The organism is Treponema sp. JC4, assembly GCF_000260795.1.
Lineage (GTDB): Bacteria > Spirochaetota > Spirochaetia > Treponematales > Treponemataceae > Treponema_D.
Window position 1 is genome coordinate 95,131 of the sequence record NZ_AJGU01000003.1, and the last position, 23,992, is coordinate 119,122.

16 protein-coding genes are annotated in these 23,992 nt (G+C 39.6%); 4 read left to right on the forward strand and 12 right to left on the reverse strand.

The genetic code is table 11. The annotated features are described in order from the left end of the window. Positions 1-8 precede the first annotated feature (8 nt). From MSI_RS02825 to MSI_RS13785, 3 genes are all read right to left on the reverse strand, one after another. The gene (locus MSI_RS02825) at positions 9-1,124 is read right to left on the reverse strand and encodes an NHLP bacteriocin system secretion protein (protein ID WP_009103507.1); all 1,116 of its coding nucleotides are present in this window, start codon (positions 1,122-1,124) and stop codon (positions 9-11) included. 67 nt (positions 1,125-1,191) lie between these two features. Continuing rightward, a complete protein-coding gene (locus MSI_RS14265) occupies positions 1,192-3,762 on the reverse strand; it encodes a sirohydrochlorin cobaltochelatase (RefSeq protein ID WP_009103508.1) in 2,571 nt (856 codons plus the stop codon). 83 nt (positions 3,763-3,845) lie between these two features. After that, on the reverse strand, positions 3,846-6,314 hold the full coding sequence (locus tag MSI_RS13785) for an EAL domain-containing protein (RefSeq protein WP_009103510.1): 2,469 nt from the start codon (positions 6,312-6,314) through the stop codon (positions 3,846-3,848). Positions 6,315-6,388: 74 nt separating this feature from the next. Here MSI_RS13785 and MSI_RS02840 point away from each other — a divergent pair, with 74 nt between their 5' ends. Next, a complete protein-coding gene (locus tag MSI_RS02840; RefSeq protein ID WP_009103512.1) occupies positions 6,389-6,667 on the forward strand; it encodes an acylphosphatase in 279 nt (92 codons plus the stop codon). A 59-nt stretch (positions 6,668-6,726) separates the two neighbouring features. Here the strand turns inward: MSI_RS02840 and MSI_RS02845 are convergent, their stop codons facing one another. Beyond that, positions 6,727-8,820, reverse strand: a complete 2,094-nt coding sequence (locus tag MSI_RS02845; RefSeq protein ID WP_009103515.1) for a methyl-accepting chemotaxis protein — start codon at positions 8,818-8,820, stop codon at positions 6,727-6,729. Positions 8,821-8,967: 147 nt separating this feature from the next. Between MSI_RS02845 and MSI_RS02850 the strand changes: the two genes are divergently transcribed. Continuing rightward, positions 8,968-9,939, forward strand: a complete 972-nt coding sequence (locus MSI_RS02850; protein WP_009103517.1) for a Gfo/Idh/MocA family protein — start codon at positions 8,968-8,970, stop codon at positions 9,937-9,939. Positions 9,940-9,945: 6 nt separating this feature from the next. On the opposite strand, the gene MSI_RS02855 is transcribed toward MSI_RS02850, so the two are convergent. From MSI_RS02855 to MSI_RS02865, 4 genes are all read right to left on the reverse strand, one after another. After that, positions 9,946-10,854 (reverse strand): DUF2156 domain-containing protein, encoded by a 909-nt coding sequence (locus MSI_RS02855; RefSeq protein WP_009103519.1) that lies wholly within the window; start codon positions 10,852-10,854, stop codon positions 9,946-9,948. A 74-nt stretch (positions 10,855-10,928) separates the two neighbouring features. Further along, on the reverse strand, positions 10,929-11,489 hold the full coding sequence (locus MSI_RS13790; protein ID WP_009103521.1) for a hypothetical protein: 561 nt from the start codon (positions 11,487-11,489) through the stop codon (positions 10,929-10,931). Further along, positions 11,486-11,980: a hypothetical protein gene (locus MSI_RS13795; protein WP_009103524.1), complete on the reverse strand. Its 495-nt coding sequence runs from the start codon at positions 11,978-11,980 to the stop codon at positions 11,486-11,488. The genes MSI_RS13790 and MSI_RS13795 overlap by 4 nt, the downstream gene beginning before the upstream one ends. Before the next feature lie 45 nt (positions 11,981-12,025). Continuing rightward, entirely contained in the window at positions 12,026-14,002 is a 1,977-nt protein-coding gene (locus MSI_RS02865) for a beta-galactosidase (RefSeq protein WP_009103526.1), read from the reverse strand. Between the two features lie 78 nt (positions 14,003-14,080). On the opposite strand from MSI_RS02865, the gene MSI_RS02870 reads away from it, so the two are divergent. Continuing rightward, a complete protein-coding gene (locus MSI_RS02870; RefSeq protein WP_050983886.1) occupies positions 14,081-15,901 on the forward strand; it encodes a methyl-accepting chemotaxis protein in 1,821 nt (606 codons plus the stop codon). A 3-nt stretch (positions 15,902-15,904) separates the two neighbouring features. Continuing rightward, positions 15,905-17,011 (forward strand): tyrosine-protein phosphatase, encoded by a 1,107-nt coding sequence (locus MSI_RS02875; protein ID WP_009103531.1) that lies wholly within the window; start codon positions 15,905-15,907, stop codon positions 17,009-17,011. Here MSI_RS02875 and MSI_RS02880 read toward each other — a convergent pair. Genes MSI_RS02880 through MSI_RS02895 form a run of 4 tightly spaced genes read right to left on the reverse strand, consistent with a single transcriptional unit; the run spans position 17,001 to position 23,923 of the window. After that, entirely contained in the window at positions 17,001-19,979 is a 2,979-nt protein-coding gene (locus MSI_RS02880; RefSeq protein WP_009103533.1) for an insulinase family protein, read from the reverse strand. The two genes, MSI_RS02875 and MSI_RS02880, sit on opposite strands and share 11 nt — an antisense overlap. Further along, complete coding sequence (locus MSI_RS02885) at positions 19,969-20,391, reverse strand: hypothetical protein (RefSeq protein WP_009103535.1); 423 nt, start codon at positions 20,389-20,391, stop codon at positions 19,969-19,971. The genes MSI_RS02880 and MSI_RS02885 overlap by 11 nt, the downstream gene beginning before the upstream one ends. A gap of 17 nt (positions 20,392-20,408) precedes the next feature. Continuing rightward, complete coding sequence (locus MSI_RS02890) at positions 20,409-22,850, reverse strand: AAA family ATPase (protein WP_009103536.1); 2,442 nt, start codon at positions 22,848-22,850, stop codon at positions 20,409-20,411. Beyond that, a complete protein-coding gene (locus tag MSI_RS02895) occupies positions 22,850-23,923 on the reverse strand; it encodes a DNA repair exonuclease (RefSeq protein ID WP_009103538.1) in 1,074 nt (357 codons plus the stop codon). Before MSI_RS02895 ends, MSI_RS02890 begins: the two co-directional genes overlap by 1 nt. Positions 23,924-23,992 lie beyond the last annotated feature (69 nt).

The following is a 23,992-nucleotide window of genomic DNA, read 5'->3' on the forward strand; positions in this document are numbered from 1 at the left end:
ACCTTCCCCTACTGCTGCATTGGAGGCTGAATATCAAACTTATCATCAGCGCCAATACCAAGTACCTTCTTCTTAAACAGAGGCACAACCAGTTCTATTGGCCGCTTTCCGTCTACAGTAATCGTACTTGAACACATAATTCCCGGCGACATTCGTTTGTTTGGGCCTTTTGAAGAAGACCATTTATAGCCGGAAGGAGTTGTCGGGTCAGGAATAATGCTGGCACGAACTTCAACCGGATTCTGAATCTGAGAGAAGGTTCTTGTAAGCATGGAATTTTTCAAAACTGTACTCATGTAGGCTTCTGTTACCGGGAAATCAGAAACTTCGGTAACAATTCCCTGAATATAACCATATTCCTCGCGTTTTACAGTTGAAGGAATAATTCCAATATTCATTCCCTGTTCAATCTTCTTTCCGTCTGTTGCCGCAATAAAGAGAATTGCCTCAGAAGGTGAAGATTTATCTTTTCCAATAAGGGCAATTGTTGTTCCGGCATTAACGTAGTCATTTTTATCTACCGAGACTTCAAGAATAACACCACTTGTAGGGGCAACTACCCTTGTAGCCTTCTGATAGTTTTCTTTAAGTACCGCAAGTTCATGTTTTTTTTCATTAACCTGGCGGTCAATATCAAGAGAATTCTGTTTAGAAGCAACGTAATCGTTTTCGGTAATCAGGCCTTTTTCAAAAAGTTCGCGCATACGGCGCTCTTTTGAAATACCATTTTTAGTATTCTTATTGATAAGTTCCTGAGTTTTTAAAAGGTTATCAATTGTTGTCTGCGCCTGAGTAATCTGATCAAGCATATCGGTTCGTTCAATACGGGCAATAACCTCACCATTTTTGATAAAATCGCCGCGCTCAACAAAGACATGCTTTACCGAACCCTGATTCGTATAGGTTACATCAATAACTTCATCAGAGGAAATTAAAACTCCCATGGCCGTAACCTGTTCCGGAATAGATCCTACAATACTCCAGACTAGGGCTGCCAAAACAATAACAAGCATGGCAATAACGGAAATAAAGTCATAAGGCTTTACAACCTTCATTGTCTGATCCAGCTGATCAAGAGAACTGATTTTATCCAAAGCGGATTTTCGAAATACTATACCTGCCATAACCTTTTATACTCCGATAAAACAGGAATGGCTAATAAATTTTTGAAAAATTTAAGAAAAAATTTACTTATAAAACCTTTTCTATAAAAGTAAGTTCGCTTTCCTTTCCGTTAAGAATCTTGTTAACATCCTGAATAAAGTCCCCAAGTCCTGTCGACTGCTGGAAAAAACTTTTCTTTGAGCAATAAACTCTTTTATTCTTAACCGCCTTAAACTCTGCAAAAGCCGCATTTTTCTTTATAAGTTCCTCTACCGAGTTTATTTTTCCGTCAATGGTCGAATTGTAAATAATGATATCAGCATCAGACGCCGCAGCAAAAAAATCTTCCATCTGAATATTGCTGGTTCCACCCATTGATTTTACAAGGCTATCCTTACCCTCGTTTATCTGACCCGGAAGATAATTACCGCCTGCCATTTCAATCATTCTTGCAATATAGTCATCTGGCTTGCGGATATTTACTGCACCATTCTTATTTACATAGAAGAAAACTACGCTTTTTCCTGCTTTTTTCTTATTTAAAACAGGCTGGATTTTTGAAAGCGTCTCTTCAAAAAAGTTATTTGCTTCCTTCTCCTTTCCAAAAAGAAGCCCGTAGAGCTTAATCCATTCAAGACGGCCAAGAGGATTTTTTTCGTAAGTGGAATATTCAACAAGCAGAGGGATACCAAGTTCCTTTAATTTTTCCATAACCTCCGGTTTATGATAAATCATTGTGTTCTGAATAGAAAAATTGCAGCCCTGACTCAGCAAAAGTTCATAATCCGGTGCGCTGTATTTTCCCGCATATAAAAGTTTTCCACCCTGCATGGCATTTACGGCTTCTTCTATATACCAGTCCTCCTGCCTTGTGCCGGAAAATTTAAGTTTGTCTACTGCTCCGATTTTTGCCAGTAAATCCATTACAGAGGTTGAAACAAGATAGGTTTTATCAAGTGGCTGCTTTAAGACAATTACATCAGCAGGCAGATTTTTTGGAAGCTCTTCCTCCTCCGGCTGCAATACAAAATTCTGAGTATTTGGAAGACTAATATAACGGCATTTTGAATTTTTGATTTTTTTTACCGAAAACTGATTTGCATATTTTAATTCAAGGGCAGGTTCAAGCTGGTCCTCAAAGTTATCAGCAAGTTTTACACAGACTTTGTGGTCGTACCAGATTCCTTTTTTTCCAATAAGGGCAAGGTCAAAATCTTTTCCAAGTTTTTCTTTTGTAAGGGGAATATCAAAACCAAAGACCTGATCTGTTGAACCGTCTTCGTAAGTTACGCTATCAAGAGTGGGATTAAGCCAGCCTGCCTGGTCATTTTTGGCAACTTCTGCTTTTCCACAATAAAGATTCAGGATTTTTTTTCCTGCCAGCGTGATGTGAACGCTCATTTTTCCGTCTTTTACGGTGAGCGCTGCTTTTCCGTCCAAAGCTTCGTTCAGACGGAACATCGTGCTGTCAGTTTTAAAAGTAACGGAATAGTTTCCGTCGGCTAGTTCAATTTTTTTTGCGTCTGCAGTGTGGTTTACATATACAGTCTGAACTGCAGGAATACCGCCAAGACCTTCAATCTGGCAGTCAATTTTTTCAAAGGCGCCAGAAGCAGTAAACATAGACTTCCAGCTGTCTTCATCGTCACCAGCCATATCATTATTTGCATGGTCACCGGCAACAACCATAAGAGGACGAAGCACAACCTTTTTGTAACCGGCAGCTTTAACAGCTTCAATTACGTTTTCGCAGGCAGTTTCTTCTGGTTCTCCTTCTACTGTACCAATGAAAACATTACCGTAATCAAGGTTTACCATCTGAGAAGCCATCTGGCTGTAAGTAATTTTTGCAGCGTGGGAAGTTCCATGTCCCATGAAAACAAAGGCTGTTCCGTCTTCATCTGCCTGGGAAAGGCTATTGTAACCTGCAAGAGCAAGAGCACGCTCAGTAATTGCGATTGCAACCGCTCTTTTATCTTCATTTGTGATAGCAGAAGTTTTTCCTACCTTTCCTAAGAGAGGTTCAGAAATTACAAGCTTTTCAAATTTATCTTCATAAGCTTTTACAGCTTCTGAAAGTTCATCATATTCAGCACCGTGCATAAGATGGGTAGGCTGAACAATCAGAGTTTTTACACCGTTTTTTACAGCGCGGTCAAGAGCCTGCTGCATGTTGTCAATTTTTTCACCATCACGGGCCTGAACGTGATTAATAATAATCTGGGCTGTAAAAGCGCGTCTAACAGATGCATCAGGATTTGCTTCCTGAATTGCCTTTTCAATTCCACCAATATCCTGTGCGCGGCTTGCATTGAAAGAAGTACCAAAGCTTACAACAAGGATTTCTGTTTCGCCAATTCCATCCTGATTTAAAGGATTATCAAGACTTGCGTCGCCTGTATCGCGGCCAAAATAATCAGGATCTGCATTTTCGCCTTCAACAAGTTCTTTCTGTGCGTCTGAAAGTTTATCCCAGGCTTTTTTTGCCTGTGCACAAAGCTTGTCTGTGTCGGCATTTCTTTCCTGAACATAGATAGCATCAATCAAAGCGGCAACCTTATCTGCAGCAGCCTTGTCCTTTGCTGCCTTGTTACCACAACCAGTCATTCCGAGCAAAACGCCTAGAGCCAAAACAAAAGAAATGAAAGATTTTTTCATAATAGTTACACCTACTGACTAAGTTGGTGAAAAAGATAACACTTTGTAAGAAAATTTTCAATTATGAAGAAAGATTTGCAGGCTTATTTAGGCTGAAAAGTAATTGCTTCGTCAGCAGGAAGAGGCTTACTGAAGTAGTAACCCTGAATGATATCGGCTTCAAATTCCTTAAGCCGCTCATACTGCCACTCTTCCTCAACACCTTCAATAATCATTTCCTTACCCAAGTCGTGCATAAGGCGGATAATATCTTTAATAAAGGAATCTTTTCCGTCTACAAGATAGGTATCTACCAGCGACTTATCAAGCTTGATTACATCAACCGGAATGTAAGTAAGGTATCCCAGAGAAGAATAGCCTGTACCAAAGTCATCCATCAAAAGCTTAATGCCCATTTCCTGGAAGTTCTTGAAGATAGCATCAGAAAGGGCGCTCTTTGCAAGGAAGAGACCTTCGGTAATTTCAATTTCAATTAAATTTGCAGGAACCTTGTATAAATCAAGAAGTTCCTTCATAAAATCAATGTAACCGTAGTCATTCAGCTGATTGCTTGAGAAGTTAATAGAAACAGGATAAAGCTTTAAGCCCTGATCACGCCAGGAAGCCAGCTGTTTAATTACAAGTTCAGTTGTAATTCGACCGATTTTCCAGATCCAGCCGTTTCTTTCTGCAACAGGAATAAACTGTCCCGGATAGATGCCCTGCTCCTTCATGCGGACAAGGGCTTCAAACCCGCTGACCTTTTTAGTTTTAGTATTAATCTGAGGCTGGTATACCATATAGAAACCATCGTGGTCAAAGGCTTCCTGAAGTTTTGCCTTAACGTGAGATTCTTCATCATCCTTTTTCTTCATTGCACTGTCATAAAGCGCAACGCGGTTCTTTCCGCTGTCCTTGGCAAAATACATTGCCGTTTCTGCATTAATAACCTGACGCTCTGGCAAAGTCTGACCATCTGAATTTGCAATACCAAAACTTGCGGTAATAACTAAAGATTCATCACCAAGCGGAATAGGTGAATGAATTGCATCCATAAGCTTTACAATAAGCTCATCATCCGGAGTCAGATTTCTATCCTTAAAGTAGAGAATGAATTCATCTCCGCCGTAGCGGGCAATTTTACAATCATCGCCTGTACAAATTCCCTTAAATACGGCAACCATGTACTGCAAAATACTGTCCGCAACATGATGACCATAACTTTCGTTCAGATTCTTAAAGCCGTCGATATCGATAATAACAAGGCTGTATTTATCTGCCGGAGAAAGTTCATTTGTAATAAAATTAGTAATGGTTCTGCGATTAAAAATATCAAGAACTTCATCATAATCAACAAGATAGCGGAGCTGGGCTTCTGACTCTATAAGACCATCGCGGGAAGCCTTGAGTTCGGCATTAATTCTCTTACCAGCTGCTTCAGAAAAATTCAGGAAAACAATGGTAATTAAAAGGGCTGTAACAATCAGACCCATTGCAGGAAGAATTCTTCCATAATAATCAAAAATGGTTGCCGGTTTATTGTAGAAAATAGTTCCTTTCTGGAAAACAGAAGTATTAAGCTTGTATTTCTTTACCATCTGCCAGTCAAAGGCACAACGACTATCGGTAATTTCTACCAGCGGGATTTTTGAAACATCTGCACCATCAAGGATTTTTGCAACTGTCTGACCTGCAAGATAGCACTGATTTTCAAAATCCATATAGATTCCGCCAAGAACTCCATGATTTTCTCCGCCCGGATAGTTTCTGATAATAGGGCAAGAAGAATTTCTTGAAATAGTTTTGGCACGAGAATTTACGGTATATATATTTCCTTCTTTATCATCATAACAGTTCATAAAGAAAATAACTGCGTCAGAAGGGATTCCCTTTACCGCCTGAATGAATTCCTTATTTGAAAGAACTGAAGTATCAATATCAGAAAAATCATAATCCGGATAGTTGCGGGAAAGAGCATAGAACTTCTTTTCATCAGAACGGCCGGCAACTGTTTCATCGTGGATGGCAACAAATTTTCTGGAATCAGGGAAGAGCTTGCTTGTAAGCTCAACAAGAACATCAAGATAGGTTTCCTCATAAAAACCGGTAATATATTGATTCTGTGCTGCATGTGTTGCAAGGTCATAATCATTAATACCAAAGAAAACCATTGGAAGGCCTTTAAAAAGTTCCTCCTGATATTTCATTCCGAATAAAAGGGCATTATCGTCACCAAGAATTACTGCTTCATATTCGCCCGGACGCATTCTGTCTTTCAAAAAATCATGGAAAACTTTTATATCATGCTCTGTACCATATTTTTTGGCATCCATAAAAAAGACATCATAGTCAATTCCGCTTTCATCAAGCGAACGCTGCAAGCCTGTAACCTGAGGTTCATAAGTAAAATACTGAGTATTATAGGAACAAAGGCATAAGATTTTATGCACAGATTCAGTCAGCTCACAGTCATGCTTATAAGACTTATCTACAGCAAAGGATAAAAGAAAAACTGCTGCTATTAAACAGAGGATACTGATAGTGTGAGAAATAATCCGAACTCTCTTTTTCAACTAATCCCTCATTAAAATTATACTCTGCCTTTTTTGAAATCGTCAAACAATTTTTTTTGTGATATAATGCCTTCATGTCAGAAAAAATCAGGCAGCAGATAAGATTTACAGGACGTGTTCAGGGAGTTGGTTTCCGTTATACAGCCCAGTATGCAGCTCAGGCTTTTGGGCTTACAGGCTGGGTTTATAATGATTATGACGGCTCTGTTCTTATGGAAATTCAAGGGCAGGGAAGCTCAATAAAACGAATGATTGAAAGACTTGATTCTGACCGCTTTATCCGCATAGATAATATAGAAAGAAAAATAATTCCTATAGACGAATTTGAAAGAAGCTTTAAGGTAAAATATTAAAAAAGACTGCCGGTTTAGTCCGACAGTCTCTCAATAATTAGCCCTTTCAGGCAGGATTTTTAAACCTTAAACTGGTCTATCTGACTGCCAATTTCTTCAATTGACTTTTCCAGTTCAGTAGCAATATTTCTGAGCGCTTCACCGGTTTCGTTAATCTTTTTAGCACCAATTTTCATCTCGCTCATACTTTCTTCCATAACGCCAGTTGCATTCTGCAGGTTATGAACTTCTTCAAGAATAGCCTTGTTTCCTTCTGCCATTTCCTGACCGGCAGTATGAACTTCAATTGTACTGTCGTTCATAGAATGAAGGGCATTGCTTATCTGCTTAGAACCTTCGTCCTGTTCTTCCATAGCGGCCTTAATTTCGCGCACAAGTTCGTCTGTTTCGGTAACCTTTGTGGCCATAGTATTAAAGGCCTTGCTTGACTGTTCAGAAGCATTTACCACATCAATAATAGCGTTCTGAATGTGGGTAAGCTGTTCGCCAATTGTCTTAGACTGTACAGTAGAAGTTTCCGAAAGTTTACGGATTTCATCTGCAACTACAGAGAAGCCCTTACCTGCTTCACCTGCATGAGCCGCTTCAATTGCCGCATTCATGGCAAGGAGGTTTGTCTGCTCGGCAATATCGGCAATTGCGGTATTTGCTTCCTGCAGGGTTTCACTTAAATCCTTAATCTGTTCAATCTTTTCGTTTACATCCATCTGAACCTGAACACCATTTTTAGCATTCTGATTAAGTTCATTAAAGGAAGTGCTCATTTTTTCTACAGAGCCGTTTACAGCGTGAATGTTTCCAATCATCTGTTCAACGGCACTTGAAGCATCAGAAACTCCGGCACTCTGTTTTTCAATCATCTTTTCAAGTGATTCAATATTTGATGCAATTTCGTTTACCGCACCCGCAGTTTCGTGAACACTGTTAGCCTGATTATTAATCTGAGAATGAACAGATTCAATATTTGCAAGAATCTGTGTAATAGAAGAAGCCGTTTCGTTGGTACTCATTTTTAGCGTTGAACCAACGGCGCCAAGCTCATCCTTAGAACCTTTAATCTGGGAAATAATATCCTGAAGTTTTGCCATAAAGGTATTAAAACCTGCAACAACATCAGAAACTTCATCATTTCCTTTCTGAGGAATACGCTTTGTAAGGTCTGCATCGCCGGAAGCAACATCATCAATGGCAACCTTAACCCCCTTAAGTGGCTTAAGACTGATAGACATTGTAGCACCAACAGCGATAAAGGCTACAATAATTGTTCCGATTGCAAGGAAGCCGATAACCCGGCTCATAGTATCAAGTTCACTGTAGAAATCATCATAACCGCAAACGCCAAGAACAGACCATGTTGTGCCTGGAATATCACGATATGCTGCAAGCATTTTCATTCCGTTTGCAGGATTAATAAATGCTTCGCTTCCTACTTCTCCCTTCATCAGTTTTTCAAGGATAGGGCGTATTCCTTCATCTGCATCTGTATCAACTTTCTGGAAAGAAGTAACCTGCTCAAAATGGTTAGAAGCAATTGTAAGACCTGTCTGGCGGTTTACAACCTGAATATGAGAATCTGAATAGCCGAAGCTCATCTGTTCAATTTTCTTAGAGAGGGTATCGCCCAAAAGGTTTGCTGAAAGACATCCCACAGGTTTGTGGTTGTAATCATAAACAGGAACAGAATAAATCTGGAAAAGAACGTTTGTTACAGGGTTTATTGCTGTGTCGGCAACGTAGCGCTCGCCTCTTTTTGCAGCATCAATATAGGCACGTTTAAGCTGGATTTTCTGCCCCTGAGCAGTATAACTGTTTCCATCAAGATCATAGAAACCAAGGTTTTCGTATTCGGTACTTACGCGGGCAACACTCGTAAGCTGCTGGCATTTTGCAAGAAGCGGAGTATCTTCACGGCGGATAAAATCCATCATAGCAAGGGCATCAAGCATACGGTACTGCTTATCCATTTCACCCTTAATTTTATTTGCAACACTGTCTGTTACCGCATCAAGAAGATGTTCAACACTATTTGTCGTTGACTGTGTAGAAAGCTTGAGGGCTGTACTTACAATAACAACATTTGCAACAATAAAAATTGCCAGAACAATCGCAATCAGCCTGAACTGAAGACTCTGGAAAAATTTTGAAATTTTCATATAAACTCGAAACCTCGCTGTGAAAAACGTTATCTCTTTTATTGTAAACCCGTTTGGTGTTTTTAACAAAAATTTTATTATTTCTTCTTCAGTGCAAAAACAAAGAATTATTTTCCTTTTAGAAAAAGACATAATATAATTCAAGTTATGAATGTAGGAATTATAGGCGCAGGACGAATTGCGGGTACGCTCGCACAGACGATGGCTGGTATGAAGACAGTAAAACTTTATGCGGTGGGGGCACGCTCTCTTGAAAGAGCTCAGGCCTTTGCAAAAGAGTACAAGGCAGAAAAAGCCTACGGTAGTTATGAAGAGCTTGTACGCGACCCGGCAGTAGACCTGGTTTACATTGCAACGCCCCACTCACATCATGCTGAACACGCAGAGCTTTGCATTAATAACGGAAAGCCGGTACTTTGCGAAAAGGCCTTTACCATGAATGCAGGTCAGGCAGAAAAGATTATTGAACTTTCGCGCAAAAAAGGCGTTTTTCTTACAGAGGCAATCTGGACCCGCTATATGCCTAGCCGCCAGATTATTAATGATGTAATTAACAGCGGAATTATAGGAAAGATTCGGGTTCTTACGGCAAACCTTTCGTATGCCATGGAAAAGAAGGAACGAATTGTGGAGCCGGCGCTGGCGGGAGGAGCTCTTCTTGACGTTGGTGTTTACACGCTGAACTTTGCGGCAATGCATTTTGGAACTGATATCGAACGCATAGAATCTTCCGTGCAGATGACAGATAAGGGCGTAGACGGACTTGAATCGATTACGATTTTCTACCGCGACGGAAAAATGGCAGTTTTAAATGCCGGCATTTACACCAGAAGTGACCGCAAGGGAATTTTCTACGGAGAAAAGGGCTATATAATAGTAGAAAACATAAACAATCCTCAGTCGGTAAGCGTTTTTGATGATTCTGATCGTCTGATAAAAAAGATTGACGTACCGCCACAGATTACAGGCTACGAATACGAACTTCTAGAATGCGAAAAGTGTCTTGCAGAAGGCAAAATTGAAAGTAATTCAATGCCGCTTTCGGATTCACTTTATATGATAAAGCAGATGGACGGCCTTAGAAAAGACTGGGGACTTGTTTACCCTCAGGAAAAATAAGAAGGCTTACAGTTCAACATTAAACTTTGGAAGGAGGATTTCCGGGTAGTAAGAGCGCTTTGCTTTGCGAAGACCTTCAATGCCCAGATCCTCCTCTCTGTTTATATACTTACTTGTAATAGTTTTGGCATATTCATTGTTGATGACTGCATAGCCGCCGTCGCGGGCAAATGAAGAAAGGCATTTTTCAAAGTGAATGTCTGTAACGTCCGGGCTCAAAGTACTGGAAAGACAGAAAGCGGCAGGCTCTTGGCCCACAAAAAGGATTCCTCCCTTCATTCCAGCCTTAAGGGCAAATTCTTCGTAATTCTTAAGCGCCGCACAGATTATTTCTGCTTCCTGCTGTAAATCAAGGCTTTCTGAGCTTTCAGAAAACCAGGTCTTTTCCAGAGTACAGACTGTTTTGAAATTTTCTGGACTAATAAGTTCCAGCCTGAATTCAGGGTATTTTTTTCTGAACTGATTTATGTGATTTCGCTTTTTGCTGTATTTTGAACCGGGCAGCCCTGCCAAATCTTCCTGATTATAAATATAGTCGCTCAAATCTGGGGCTTCTTCGATTTTTGAAGCAGTAAAATTTGCAAGTAATAGTTCTTTTTCTTCTGCCGTAATATTCCTGAAAATACAAGGTTTGCCGCTTTCTTTAGCTTCCCCTACAAGAAGTGAAAGAGCCTCTTTTACACCTTCAGTCTTTCCATCCGTGCGATGAGGAAAAGCATAGGCAGATTCGCCGCCAGCATAATACTTTTCAAAAATCCAGCCGTCCTGAATTGCAATCTGAGAATCATATTTTTTTGCGTATAAAATAGAATTTACCGCGCTGTAATTATTTGCAAAAACGCCATTATTAATAGAAGTTTTCTGCAAAAGTTCCAGTTCTTCAATTGTGGCTGTGTGCCAGTTCAAATTACTCACAGTTTAAATTTAACATTAAAATTCTCAGAAGTGAAAGAAAAAAGCGTTATCCTGCTAAAATAATTCCGCCCTAGCTAAAACTTAAAATCCACCTTTTTTACGTTTTCGCCGTAGATGGTTTTGAAGTCATCTCGCATGGAAATTACGATGTAACCGGCTTCTTTCCACTGCTGACCAAGTTTAAGGGCTTTTTCGCGATTGGCATGGTCGTCTTCGTCATCATCGGCAATAAGCATAAAGGCACAAGTCTTATATTTTGTGTTGGCAAGACAGTAATTATGCATGGCAGAGTCGCCGCCACTGTTTCCGAAAGAAAGAACAGGCACCTTTCCGATTTCCTGGGCAATATTTTTTACCTTGTTTGTCTTAAGGTTTTTGATAAGCAAAACATCTGTTCTAAGAAGAGTATCGGAAGTCTTAAAAGTATAATCAACGCCTTCTTCATCTCCCTGATTATCAGATTTTAAAAGCACATCCATACCGATAACACGGTTTGGTGCAATGCCAAGTGAATCCACAAGGGCACGGCAGATAAAACGGTCCGAACCGGAAACTACATAAAAGGTAAAATTATTAGCAGTCAGATAATCAAAAACTTCCAGCATCGGCTTATAAAACGATTCTGCATAAGTCATACCCTCAAAACCGTTTGGTGTTTTTTTGCAAAATTTTTTACATAGGCATCAAACTCCGGGATAGTCATTCCGGCATAAGCCTTTGCAGCAGCCCGTCCGTGAATCACATCAAAATGGTCAGGAAGTTTTTTTCCATTGCGGACAAAATCTCTGATTGCATTTGCTGCAGCTAATTCACTTTCAGAAGCCTTGCCCTTATAATCAGGATCATCAAGAACGCGGTACTCAAGCATATTGTATTCAAAATATGAAGGATAAAGCTCACCGATAAAGGTTCCATCCATATCAAAAGTAACGATTCGGTCTTCTACCGGAATATAATTCGGCGATTTTTTATTTGTTACGTCTTCAACATATTCAATCAAAGCGTTTAAAGAATCGCAATCATTCCACAATTTAAAATACTGAGCGCTTTTTTTGCCACAGCCAAAAAATGTCAGCATTACAAAAGAAATAATAAATACTGTGAGAATTTTTCCTGTCTTTTTCATAAAAGTTTCTCCTTACTTGTATTATAGCATTATTATATCATTGTATTATTGTTCTTCCAGAATTACAAAATCCCAGTCCGCAATTTCAATTTTATCACCGGTAAAATAAGGTTTTTCACTTATTATATCAAGGCTATCCGGGAAAGGATTATCAATAAAATAATCTTCACTCGAATAATTGAAAATATAGTGAACTTTTTTACCCTTTGAGTTTACTCCACTTCTTATAATAACCGGGAACTTTACCGGATAAAGAGAAATTCCAGCTTCTTTAAGAGCATCTTTTAATATTTGCGAAAGTACTTCCTGCGAAGTTTTTGCGGCAAAATAATAGGCAATGCCCTTACGGAATTTGTTTTTTGTAATAGCAGCATAATTGCCCCAGTATTTATGCTGGTAAGTGGCAATCACCTGAGCATTTTTATTTTCCAAAAGCTCTGCGTAAACCTCAACCGGGCTTCCCATAAGCTTCGCACTACCCGCCTGGGTTATCATCGAATATTCCATGCCAAAAATATCTGTAAGATTATAAGGATGAGGAGCATCGTAAACACTTCCTTTTGTATCAGCGTAGAAAGAACGGAAGGTCGAAAAAAGAATACCGCCCTCTGCCACATAATCGTAAAGCTTCTTTGCATTTTCAGGCGAAATACAGTAAAGAGCCGGTGTAACAATCATCTTGTAATCTGCAGGATTCAGCGCATTAATATCAACGACATCACATTCAACATTCATTTTATAAAGGGCGTCGTAGCTCCAGCGTACAGCATCATTGTAAGAAAGGCCGCCTGTCGGATAATCCATAGGGAAAAATTTAAGAGCCGTAAGGGAATCTGTGTCTGTTACCAGAGCAACTTCGTTTTTCTTTTTCAGATTGATAAGCTGGGCTCCGTATTTTTTATATTCCTTCCCGATTTCTTTTGCATAATTATAAATTACGCCCGGCTGAAGCTCGTGTCCCAGAACTCCCTTCCAGTAAGTTTCCATACTGTTGTGAATGGAATGCCAGTTCCAGTACATGTGTCCGTTTGCCCCGCTTGCAAGATGACTGAAGGCCTGAAGCCTCAGCTGCTTAGGATATGGAGTCCACTCCTTAAAGCCCTGAGCCTCGGTTTCCAGAATCAGATAATTAGTCTTTTTGAGGGAACGGATTTTATCTCCGCCAAAGGCAATTTCAGCCCCGGTAAGTTCGTCCTGACTTGGGTGATAAATATCACAGCCTGCAAGACTGACAGCGGAACTTGCCTCATAATGATTAATTCCCGGCTGCTCGCCATAAGAATAACCAATCCAGCCAAAATCAAAGTTGTGGGTTATAAACTGCTCAGGACGCTTATACTGGCTGATGATTTCAGACTGCCATTTGAGATAGTCAGCAGCACAAGTCCTGAGAAAATGCTCGTATTGGCAGTGGAGGTTCCAGTTTATGCTGTTAGAAATATCAGGCATATCCTCCCAGCTGTTAATTGAATTACTCCAGTAGGCAAGAGTAAAGGCTTTATTGAAGGCATCTGTTGTCTTGTATTTTTCCTTAAGATATTTCAGGAACTTTTTCTGGGCATATTTTCCGTAATTGTCGTAGTGCTTTGTTTCGTTATCCAGCTGAAAGCCAATTACGCATTTATAAGGTTGAACTGCTTCTGCAAGTTTTCTGATAATCCGTTCGGCATAACGCAAAAAATCCGGATGAAGAATATCCATACTCTGGCGCGGACCGTATTTTACCTGACCGGAACGGTTTGTCACCATTATATCGGGATATTTTTTTACAAGCCAGGCAGGGACTGCGTAGGTTGGGGTTCCGATAATTACCTGCATGCCGATTTTTTCAGCTGCATCAAGCACATCAGTTACCGGCTTAAAGTTGAAAACTCCGTCTTCTGGCTCTTCCGTACTCCAGGTTGATTCTGCAATGCGGATTGTATTCATTCCGGCATCTTTCATCAGCGTCAGGTCTTTTTCAATTCGGTCATAAGGCATATATTCGTTGTAATATGCCGCTCCAAAAATCAGTTCTTTCATCCTGCCTCCATTTTTTTAATTATACCATAGAAAAAGTATAACTGGAGAAATTTGTATTATCATATTATAATTATCACCATGGCAAAGAAAAGAAACTCTATTTCCTTTAAGATTATTTTATGGGCATCCCTGGTAATGACTTTTATCCTTATGATTATGGGCCTATGCCTTTATTACAGAATTTCCGGTATTGATGAAAAACAGTACACAAAACTTACAAAAAAGAACCTTGCAACAACCGATGCAGCAATCAACAAGTATTTTCACGGTATAGAACAGGCCGGAAATCCTATGGTTATGAACCAGATTGCTATGATCAGCGGTTCAGTTAATCAGATGGAAGATTATAAATCCTTTAAAACCTTCCTTGAGGGCGTAATTGCCCATGATGAATCAGAAGTAAATGAAAAAATCATCATTGTTGATAAAAGCGGAACTGTCCTTATAGATCAGCTGGATTCCTCTTACGAAAATAAAAAGCTTGCAAATCACAATCTTGCAGGGCTGGAAAATTATAAGCTTGGTGACAAAGTATGGTACCGTACCACTTTTGGCGGCACAAAATACGAAATCAGAAGTTATCAGTCGGAAAACCATTACGTTCAGATGGATTACGTTTTTGTAATTCCACTTTCTATTGTTGATGCGGCAGATAATTCCATTTACATCACGCTGGCATTTGCCTTTGTACTTGGACTTATTACCACAATCATAGTTATGAAGATTGTCTGCGGTACAATCATACGTCCGCTTAAAAATGTTTCCAGCATCCTTAAGGATATTTCTGAAGGTGAAGGTGATTTAACACAGCGTCTTCCTGTTCAGGGAAATGACGAAGTAACGGATATCGCAACTTACTTTAATCAGACAATCCAGAAAATAGACGGCACAATGCAGACAGTTCAGAGTGAATCTTCTGTAATGAAAAACGCTGCAACTGTTCTCTCAAACAATATGACTGAAACCGCAAGTGCCCTCAACCAGATTACAAGTAACATTTCAAGCATCAGAGGCCAGGTTACAAATCAGACCGAAGCCGTTGAACAGAATACTAATATTGTTAACGAAATTTCAAACAGCATTACAAACCTTAACCACAGCATTGAAGCGCAGTCTAACAGTGTAGTTCAGTCTACAAGCGCCGTTGAAGAAATGGTTGCAAATATCCGCTCGGTAACCGAAATCCTTGAAAAAAATGCCTTGGCCGTAGAAAAACTCACTGACTCAGCTGATAACGGCCGCGAAATTGTTCAGAAGACTGCAGATTCTATCCGTCAGATTTCTGATGAATCAGAAGGCCTTATGGAAGCCACCTCAATTATTCAGAATATTGCAGAGCAGACAAACCTTCTTGCCATGAATGCGGCAATTGAAGCGGCTCACGCGGGTGACGCTGGAAAAGGTTTTGCTGTAGTTTCAGACGAAATCAGAAAACTGGCAGAGGATTCTAACGAACAGAGCAAGAGAATTTCTTCTATGCTGGGCGGTCTTGAAGAGCTGATTGCAAAGGTAACCGAAGATTCAAAGGAAATCCAGCAGCAGTTCAACATTATTTTTGAAAATACTCAGGACGTAAAAAATCAGGAAGCTGTAATTAAGAGCGCAATGGACGAACAGTCTGCCGGCGGTCAGCAGATTCTTGATGCAATGCAGCAGATTAATTCGATTACCTCTCAGGTAAAAGACGGAGCCAAAATAATGGCAAGCGGAGGCGAAAAAATCCAGAATGAAATGGAAAAACTTGCTTCTGTTACCCTTGAAATTTCTGGCAGCATGAACGAAATGTCTACCGGCGTAAACGATATCAATAATTCCATGCAGGCTATAAATGACCAGAGCCGCCAGAATATGGAAAGTATTGAAAAGGTTACCGGCGAAATTAATAGGTTCAAGGTGTAAGGGATGTATAAGCTTTCGGACGGCGGAAAAACTGTAACTTTTGAACTGAACTTAAAGAATTTCGCTCTGTCTGATACAGCTGCTGAGGACATAGAAAGCGTTACTGTAACTGCAAGCTTTACCCTCTGGCGGAAAAATCCGGATTTTGAAATGAAGCTTTCTTCAGATGAAATCTGGACTCTAACAAAACCTTATGAAGAAGTTTCTGCACCGGGTAATATTGGCTTTCCAGAATTCAACTTTTTAATTTATTATAAAAACGGCAGCTGTGACTATGTTACAGCTCAAACACCCCTTTCCAAGTCAGCCTTAAAAAGTGGTCTTACTCCCTGCACAGAAAGTTTTGGAAACAACTTCGTAATTCTTACTGATAAATCTTTTCTTCCAGAAATCAAAGAAAAGGAAAAATACCTTAATAATATAGAAGAACTTTGCAATATTAACTTAAAAGCTCCTCAAGAGCGGGCCAGAATTTCAAATGTTCGGAAGGTTCCTGCTACAAAAAATCTCTGGCGGGGTTATCATCCATATAAGAAATCGCGTCCGGCCTTCAGCACAGAAAATATCCGGATAAAACTTGTAAATAAGGCACTTTCCAAAAATAAAATCCGCTCGGTAATTACCCTTTGCGGCGATGAAGGACTTAATAAAGAGCTTGGAGAAAAGTTTTACCGCCCCATGAAAAAAATCCGTAAAACCGGAAATCAGCTGCTTATAGACACCTCTTACGAAACTGTATATTTTGACCCGCAAAGTCAGGAATATGGTCAGACAGTAAAGAAAATTGTGGACTTTATTATAAATCACCCTGCCCCTTTTTATATCCACTGTCGTCTTGGTTCAGACCGTACCGGGACTATGAGCAGCATTCTTGCAGCCCTATGCGGCGCCAGCTGGAAGGAAATCACAGAGGATTACGAAAAAACTTCAAAAGCGGGCTTTGGAGAATTCAGAAGTCCCCGCCTGTTGGAATATTCTTATAAAAAACTTCTTGGAAAGTCCCCGTCAGAAATTCCAAACCTGCAGCAGGCGCTAAGCGATTACTTTATAAATGCAGCAATCCTTAGCCAGGCAGAAATTATAGAGCTCAGGAAAAAACTTACTTCATAAACTCTGTAATAATCAGGTCAAACATAGTCTGATTATCGTAAATAGCTTCTGCACTGCCGACAACAACTCTGACTCCGTTCTTTATCAGCATATCAAGATATAAGGCAAATTGGCTTAAATCTTCAGCTTTTACAGATTTCACCTCTTTCATAGTACGCAAAGTTTTTTCCTGCTCGTAATCCTCAGAAAGGTAACGGCTGATTTTACTGCTCATCAAGGCAGAATCAGAAACAGGCTCCTGTAATTTTGAATAAATAGAAGTAATGTACCCGTCCAGATCTTTCTGGCTTATAGAAGCCTTTTTTATAAAATCAGAAGCTTTAGAAAAAATTCTGAAGGTATTTAAAAGTTCCGGATCGCGGTAAGAAAAAAGTAGGAAACCGCTGTCACTTATAGAAGATTCAGCTCCATAAGCCCCATATTTATAGCGGAGTTCCGGGAAAAGATATGTATCATCAAGGAAAGAAGTAAGTACACTAAACTTAGCATTATGTTTATCTGCAAGTGCCGCATGTGAGATTTCCGTAAAACAGTAATTTGCCTTTCCAGGAATGATTACAGCAACAGTTTTTGGAAGGGCTTCGTGCTCACCAAATACTTTCTGGAGGCTGAGTTCTTCCCCGTTTAAAGTTTCATAAAAAGCCTCTTCATATTTCAGGCACTTTTCTATCTGTTTTTTGTCGCCTACACAGGTAAAAGTAAGGTTCTGACGGTTAAAGACGATTTTCAATCCTTCCTGAATTTTGGTCACAAGAGAATCAAGCTCTTCCTTATTCATTTTTGAAACTTTTTCCAGAAAGTCCCAGTAATTAAAGCGGGTTGCATAATATCGGGCTGTGTATGCAGGGTGTGCTGCAGTAAAGGCAAGTTCAAAACCAAGACCTGCAGGATTATTCATATTTCCCTGACGTTTAGATTTTGCAAGTCGGCCCGCAAGACTTTTTATAGTCTCATAATCATCAAGCTTTGTTTCTGTAAGAATTTCGTGAACTAATTTCTGTGAATCTGCCAGTTTTTCGTTCAGGCACATAAATTGAGCAGTTGCATAAATGTCTGTTCCACCAGTTTCCAGTTTATCTTTTAAAGTATAGAAGCCTGTGTAAAAGGATGAAGAATAAGTAGAAAGCATATCAAGCGTTTCAAGTTCTTCAAGACTATGATTTTTTGTAGGCAGATTCTGCAAAAGAGAAAAATAAAGCATTACCGGATGAAGATATTCCGGCGGGAGGGTATTGAGCTTAAACATGGCAGAAGCAGTTACATACTGAAGACCAGGTTTTTCTCCAGTAAGAGTCCTGAAACCTTTTTCTCTGGAATCCTTTATTTCTACGTCTACTGCCTCTTCCGGAAGATTCTGAGCACTTACAACCTTTACCTTATCTATAAGATTGATTTTTTCATTTTGGGTAATCCATTCATTATACTGTTTATTGTCTTCTACAAGGGCTGCAATTTCTCTGGCAGACATTTTTGCTTTTTTATCAGCAAAATACTTTGCATTTTCTTCAGCACGTTTTTCTGAAAGACCTGCTACAGGTTTTGTAACAAGAACAACGCTCTGTTTTGGATTTAAAAGGAACTTTCTTGCAGTAGCAAGTACAGAATCTGGAGTAGAATTTTTTGCAAGCTTAAAAAGATCATTTCTGTAGGAGATAAAATTTACAGGATCATCAGAAACCGACCACAAAATTCCTGCAGAACGTAAATCAGTAATTCCATCCGGATTTTCCTCATCAAAAATTGTGGTCATTTTAAAATGATTTGCAAAAATTTCTATGTATTTTTTATCAATTTTTTCTTCACAAAGCTGATTTACTGCCTCTTCAAAAATCTTTTTCAGTTCTTCCTTATCTTCTTCGTTAATATTCTGAACTTCAAAAGTATAATAAGGACGACGGCAAAGATTATTACAGAAACAGCTGAAATTTGCGTTAGGGAAACGCTCCTTTAGAGTACGGCTCAACCAGGAAGATTCCTGACTAAGATAATTATTTATAACCCTAAGGTCATTATAATTATCCGGACTTGCACCATTTACTGCAAAGGCATAAGAGAATATAGAAGAATTATTTGTCTGAGTATCCTTTGTTACCGGAAATTCCGCAGTCTGCTCCCGGAAGCCTTCCCAGTCTTCATAATATTTATCTGATAGATCAATTTCTGTACGTTCATATTTTGATAAAAATTCTTGGTCAAAATATTTAAGGAAACGGTTTATATCAAGATTTCCGTAAAGATAAATTACCATGTTGGAAGGCTGATAGTATTTTTTGTGATAATCCTTTACGCTCTGCCAGGTCACATTCAGGATATCTTCTGGTTTTCCGCCGGTGATAAAAGAGTCAGTACTGTTCGGATACAAAAGTTTTCGCAGATTGTAATAGTGGACCATGTTTTTATTTGCCATTACTCCGGTAAGTTCATTATAAACAGCACCGGTAGCAGAAATCTGACCATCTGGAGAATCCAGAACAAAACGGACAGCCTCACGCTTAAGGTCATTTTCCTGAGTAAGAACAATCGGGTCAAATATTCCGTTCATGTAAACGTCCAGACTGGCAAAAAGCTGGTCTTCAGAAAGTGAAGCAATCGGATAGCAGGTAAAAAGCTGATAAGTCAGGGCATTCTGAAAGGTATTGTAGGTTTGAGCGCCCATCTGGAAGGTTAAATTTGAACTTGGATATTTGTTTGAACCGGAAAGACAGGAATGTTCAAAAATATGAGGAAGTCCTACATCGTCATAAGAACGGGTCTGAAAGGCAAGATTAAAGGCACGGTTTGTATCCTTGTTTTTAAGCCAGACAAGGCGGGCACCAGATTTTACGTGTTCATAATAAAGCACCTGAGTACCCGGTGTATATTTATAAGTTTTCAGATTACGAAATCCAAAAGTTTCTTTTGCAAAAAGCCCGGTAAAAAGAGAAAGAAAAGCAAGTATAATAATGGAAGAAAATCTTTTATTTTTCATTTTTCAACTCCGAAAGTTTTTGATTTACTGCATCTAGTTCCAGATTTGCTTTTTCTGCCTGCAGGGTCAGTTTTTCTTCCTCTTCAATAGATGCCGAAATCTGCTGGCTGTGAAGATCTGAAAGCAGGGCTTCAAGTTCATTTTTCTGCTTTTTAAGGTCGGTCACAAACTTAGGAGGGCGGCCACCCTTCTTTCCGTTTTCCCGGCTGGCAGCAACCTTTGCATTGCTTTTTGAAGTGCCGTTATATTTGTAAAGCATACTAATCCAAAGCTTTAGGTTTTGTATTTCAGATTTCATCTGCTCACAAAGGAGAGTTCCTTCCCCTTCAGGGCTGACATTTTCACAGAACTTCTGCTGTATTTCTTCCAGCCGCCCAATCGATTTTTTTATTTCGTCAGTTTTTCTAGACATCTGGCCCTCCCAGTCTATTATTTTACTTCCCGGCTCTTATGGCAGGCAAAATACAAAATCTGCTTTTCCTTTGCCATCTGCTTTAATAAAGCCAGCGCGTGATTAATTTTTTCATCATCAAGATTTACAAAAGGATCATCAAGAATTACAGGAGGCTTTTCGTCCTTAAAAAGCGCATCAACAAGAGCCATTCGGGAACAGAAATTAACCAAATCCTTATAGCCGTCGCTAAGATACTGGCTTTCGCGGAGTTTTCCGTTTTCATCAAGGCAAACCTTAAGATCAGTATCAATCACAAGTTTTTTTGAAAGAGAGCCAGCCTTTTCTTCAGCGTCAATCATCGCAAGATATTTTGCAAAGCCTTCCTTCATAGGATCGCTGTAATTTGCATCAAGTTCTTCTTTTGCACGCTTTAAAAAGTCCATTGTCTGTAAAAGAATCTGATGCTGACCTGTTTTTTCCTGCTTTTCTACAGCAAGTCGTTCAATTTCGTTTTCAATATCATCTTTCTTTTCTATGAGTGAATTATTATCATTCATTTTTTTCTGATATTCAGCTCGAAGGGCAATTCTTTCATTTACATGATGATTTATTGAATCCAGTTCAGCCTTAAGCTGCTCGTTCAATTTTTCAGGCTTTTTAAGCGAAGCTAAGGATTTTACGTCATTCTGAGGGTTAGCCTCAAAATCACGGACTTTTGCCTCTGCCTGTCTGATATAAGCATCTGCATTTTTCAAATCATTAATTCTGTCATGAAGTTCCCGTACCTGAGCCGTATAATCCAGAGTTTTTTCCGTTTTATACTGACTCAGAATCTGCAGAAGCTTTTCTTTTATCTCCGTCTGAAGCTGAATATTCTGACTGCTGCTATTTATACGTTTTTCAAGTTCAGAAAACTTATTCATTTTTTCATTGAGGATTTGAATTTCTGTAGGAATAGAAGAAATGTCATCTGTTTTGCAGAAGCGTTTTACAAAAGCACGAAGTTCTGTTTCATATTCCGATGCCATTTTTGGTTGAGCCTGCAGCCAGTCAAAATGCTCTTTTGATTTCTGCTGGAGTTTGGAATAGCGGTCAAACTCAACTTCCCGCTGAATAAGCGCCGCAAGCTCTTCAGGACTTGTTTTTGCTGCCCGTCCGCTGACAAATCCAAGAAGGAAAAATATCACGGCAAGGCCAAAGGCAAGAGCACCCACCAACAAAGGTAAGCCCTGCATAAAACAAAGAGAGGCAGCAAGAAGGCTTACAAAACCAAGTCCCATAAATATTGCAGGAAGAAGGCTTTTCCCCTTTTCTGACTTTTCCTTTGAAGATCTTCCTGCTGCGGCAGAAGATTTGTTATCCTTATCAGAGAATTTCTGTTTTAGTTCCTTATAATCAGCCTCTTCTGCAGGCGTAAGTTTTTTTTCACTTTCCTGCTGCTTAAAAAGTCTGAATTGGCCGTCAGTTTTAAGGCAGGAATCGATCTGCTCTTTTGAAGGAATATCGCCTGCAAAATAATTTTTCAGACTTTCATACTGATCTTTTTCACTCTGAGTCATCTGACCGCTTTTAAGATTTGCCGCAAGGGTCGTGTAGGAAGCTGAGATTTCATCAATTTCTTTTAAGACCTCCGGCTCCGGCACCTTTCCGTTAAAGAAGGCTTCCAGTGCCGCCTTCCCTTTTTTCGCCTCTTCCAGATCTTTTTTGAGTCCTTCGTAGCGTAATTTTCCTTCGAACTTTGCAAGTTCAGTAAGTTCTCGGGTCAAAGCCTGCTGCTGCATTTTATATTTTTCTATTTCAGAGTCCAGTGCAGCAGTCTTTTTTTCATACTCTTCGTTCTGTATTTCCTTTGCTTTTATTTCCTCAAGACTTTCGCGGTCACAGTCAATCTGAGTCTGAATTTCAAAAAGCTGACCGATTTTTCCTTTTTTTGCCTTAAGGGCAGTTGCCTTTTTATCCAGGGCAAGCATAGCCTTATCAAAAGAAGCAACATCTCCGGCTTCTACAAGATTATTGAGACGGGCAGAAATATCAGTTGAACCCGCAGGAGATTCGCTTAGCACAAGGTGAACACTGCGTCCGTAAGTTTCGCGGTTAATTCCAAAAAGTTCGCTACCCAAATCTGAAGTAAAATCTGAACTGGGACGGTTAGTTTTCAAATCCCGAAGCTCAAAAGTATCATCATTTTTTTTAGGTCCGAAGCTTCTTGTAACAAGATAAATTTTTCCCTTATAAGAAAACTCAAGGCTTCCGCCGTATTGGCCGCCCTGCCAGGGTGCGTATTTCAGTTTTTCATTTTTTTCCAGATCTTTAGAAGTTGTGTACTCCATTCCATAGAACATGGCCTTTATAAAAACCGAAAGGGTTGTTTTTCCCCAGCCATTTTCGTGAATAAAGGTGTTGAGCCCGCTTTTAAAATCCACCTCATAATTGCTAAGCTTTCCAAAATTTGTGATATGAGCCTTAATCAGTTCCATCAGTTCATTCTCCCCGCAAGAGCCCGGATTCCCGTAATTATGATTTTTGATTTTTCTTCTTCGCTCAGCTCTTTCTGCGCCTTTACCAGACGGATAAACTCGCCTTTTAAGGAAACATCCTTTTCGTATTTTTCGTAATCAATCTTTGCTTCTGTCTGATTTTTAAATCTGATAAAATAAAAATTAGAAGCCAGAGCCACTTCATAAGAATCTGTTTCAATTTCCGTATCTTCAGAAATCTCGCCCTTTAAATCAATCTGAACAATATCTTTTGGAGAAATTGCTGCCGTACGCTGGGCACAGGCCTTAAGGATTTCGTTATAAGTCATTGTCCCGCTAAGGGGCACTTCAATCTCGTGAATTATACGCTGAGAATTCTTTATAAACTGTGTTTCAACCTTGCCGTCTTCAATATTCAAAAGTACAAAGCCCTTTTCTCCACATTCATCAAAACCCCGCCCTTCCAGGCAGCCCGGATAACACCAGACTCCACGACTGTCCAGTTTTTCAAGTCTGAAATTATGAATGTGCCCAAGAGCCAGATAATCAATATTCTGATTAATAAGTTTTGGAAGGGAAATTACAGGAGCATCTTCTTTTGGCGCGTAGTCCGCGAGCTGTCCGTGGAGCATAACAATATTAGTTTTTCCCGCATCAAGCTTAAGCTGACTATAGGCGCTGGCTGGAATGGAAGCCCCAAACTCCCGGCCAGAAATTTCAACCTGCCCATAGGAATAAGAAGTCCACCCCTCTTTAGAAAAAAGTTTAAGGTTAGGATAAGTTTCTTCTATATTAAATGCTTCATCATGATTTCCGCGAAGATATAAAAAATCAATCTGGGGATGATTTGAAATGATATAAAAAAGTCTGTTTTTAAGAGTTTTGTGCTGATTTTTCCCTGTATCAAAGAGGTCGCCCGAAATAATTATGACAGAAACCCCGTTTTCCTGGGCAAAATCTACCATGCGCCCAAAGGCATCTACAATTTCTTCCCTGCGCTGAGAGGCCAGCTTAGAAAAATGACCTTTCATCGCAGAATCCGCATGAATATCTGCACAATGAATAATTTTCATATTATTATTTTAACCGATTTAAATATGAAATAACAATAAAATTTTGCCACATGACTATTCATGGTGTAA

Excerpts from the sequence above, each read along its gene's own strand:
- MSI_RS02865 (WP_009103526.1), bottom strand. The coding sequence starts at position 14,002 with ATGAAAGAACTGATTTTTGGAGCGGCATATTACAACGAATATATGCCT.
- MSI_RS02840 (WP_009103512.1), top strand. The coding sequence starts at position 6,389 with ATGTCAGAAAAAATCAGGCAGCAGATAAGATTTACAGGACGTGTTCAG.
- MSI_RS02850 (WP_009103517.1), top strand. The coding sequence starts at position 8,968 with ATGAATGTAGGAATTATAGGCGCAGGACGAATTGCGGGTACGCTCGCA.
- MSI_RS02880 (WP_009103533.1), bottom strand. The coding sequence starts at position 19,979 with ATGAAAAATAAAAGATTTTCTTCCATTATTATACTTGCTTTTCTTTCT.
- MSI_RS13790 (WP_009103521.1), bottom strand. The coding sequence starts at position 11,489 with ATGACTTATGCAGAATCGTTTTATAAGCCGATGCTGGAAGTTTTTGAT.
- MSI_RS02845 (WP_009103515.1), bottom strand. The coding sequence starts at position 8,820 with ATGAAAATTTCAAAATTTTTCCAGAGTCTTCAGTTCAGGCTGATTGCG.
- MSI_RS02875 (WP_009103531.1), top strand. The coding sequence starts at position 15,905 with ATGTATAAGCTTTCGGACGGCGGAAAAACTGTAACTTTTGAACTGAAC.
- MSI_RS02870 (WP_050983886.1), top strand. The coding sequence starts at position 14,081 with ATGGCAAAGAAAAGAAACTCTATTTCCTTTAAGATTATTTTATGGGCA.
- MSI_RS14265 (WP_009103508.1), bottom strand. The coding sequence starts at position 3,762 with ATGAAAAAATCTTTCATTTCTTTTGTTTTGGCTCTAGGCGTTTTGCTC.
- MSI_RS02885 (WP_009103535.1), bottom strand. The coding sequence starts at position 20,391 with ATGTCTAGAAAAACTGACGAAATAAAAAAATCGATTGGGCGGCTGGAA.
- MSI_RS02890 (WP_009103536.1), bottom strand. The coding sequence starts at position 22,850 with ATGGAACTGATTAAGGCTCATATCACAAATTTTGGAAAGCTTAGCAAT.
- MSI_RS02825 (WP_009103507.1), bottom strand. The coding sequence starts at position 1,124 with ATGGCAGGTATAGTATTTCGAAAATCCGCTTTGGATAAAATCAGTTCT.
- MSI_RS02895 (WP_009103538.1), bottom strand. The coding sequence starts at position 23,923 with ATGAAAATTATTCATTGTGCAGATATTCATGCGGATTCTGCGATGAAA.
- MSI_RS13795 (WP_009103524.1), bottom strand. The coding sequence starts at position 11,980 with ATGAAAAAGACAGGAAAAATTCTCACAGTATTTATTATTTCTTTTGTA.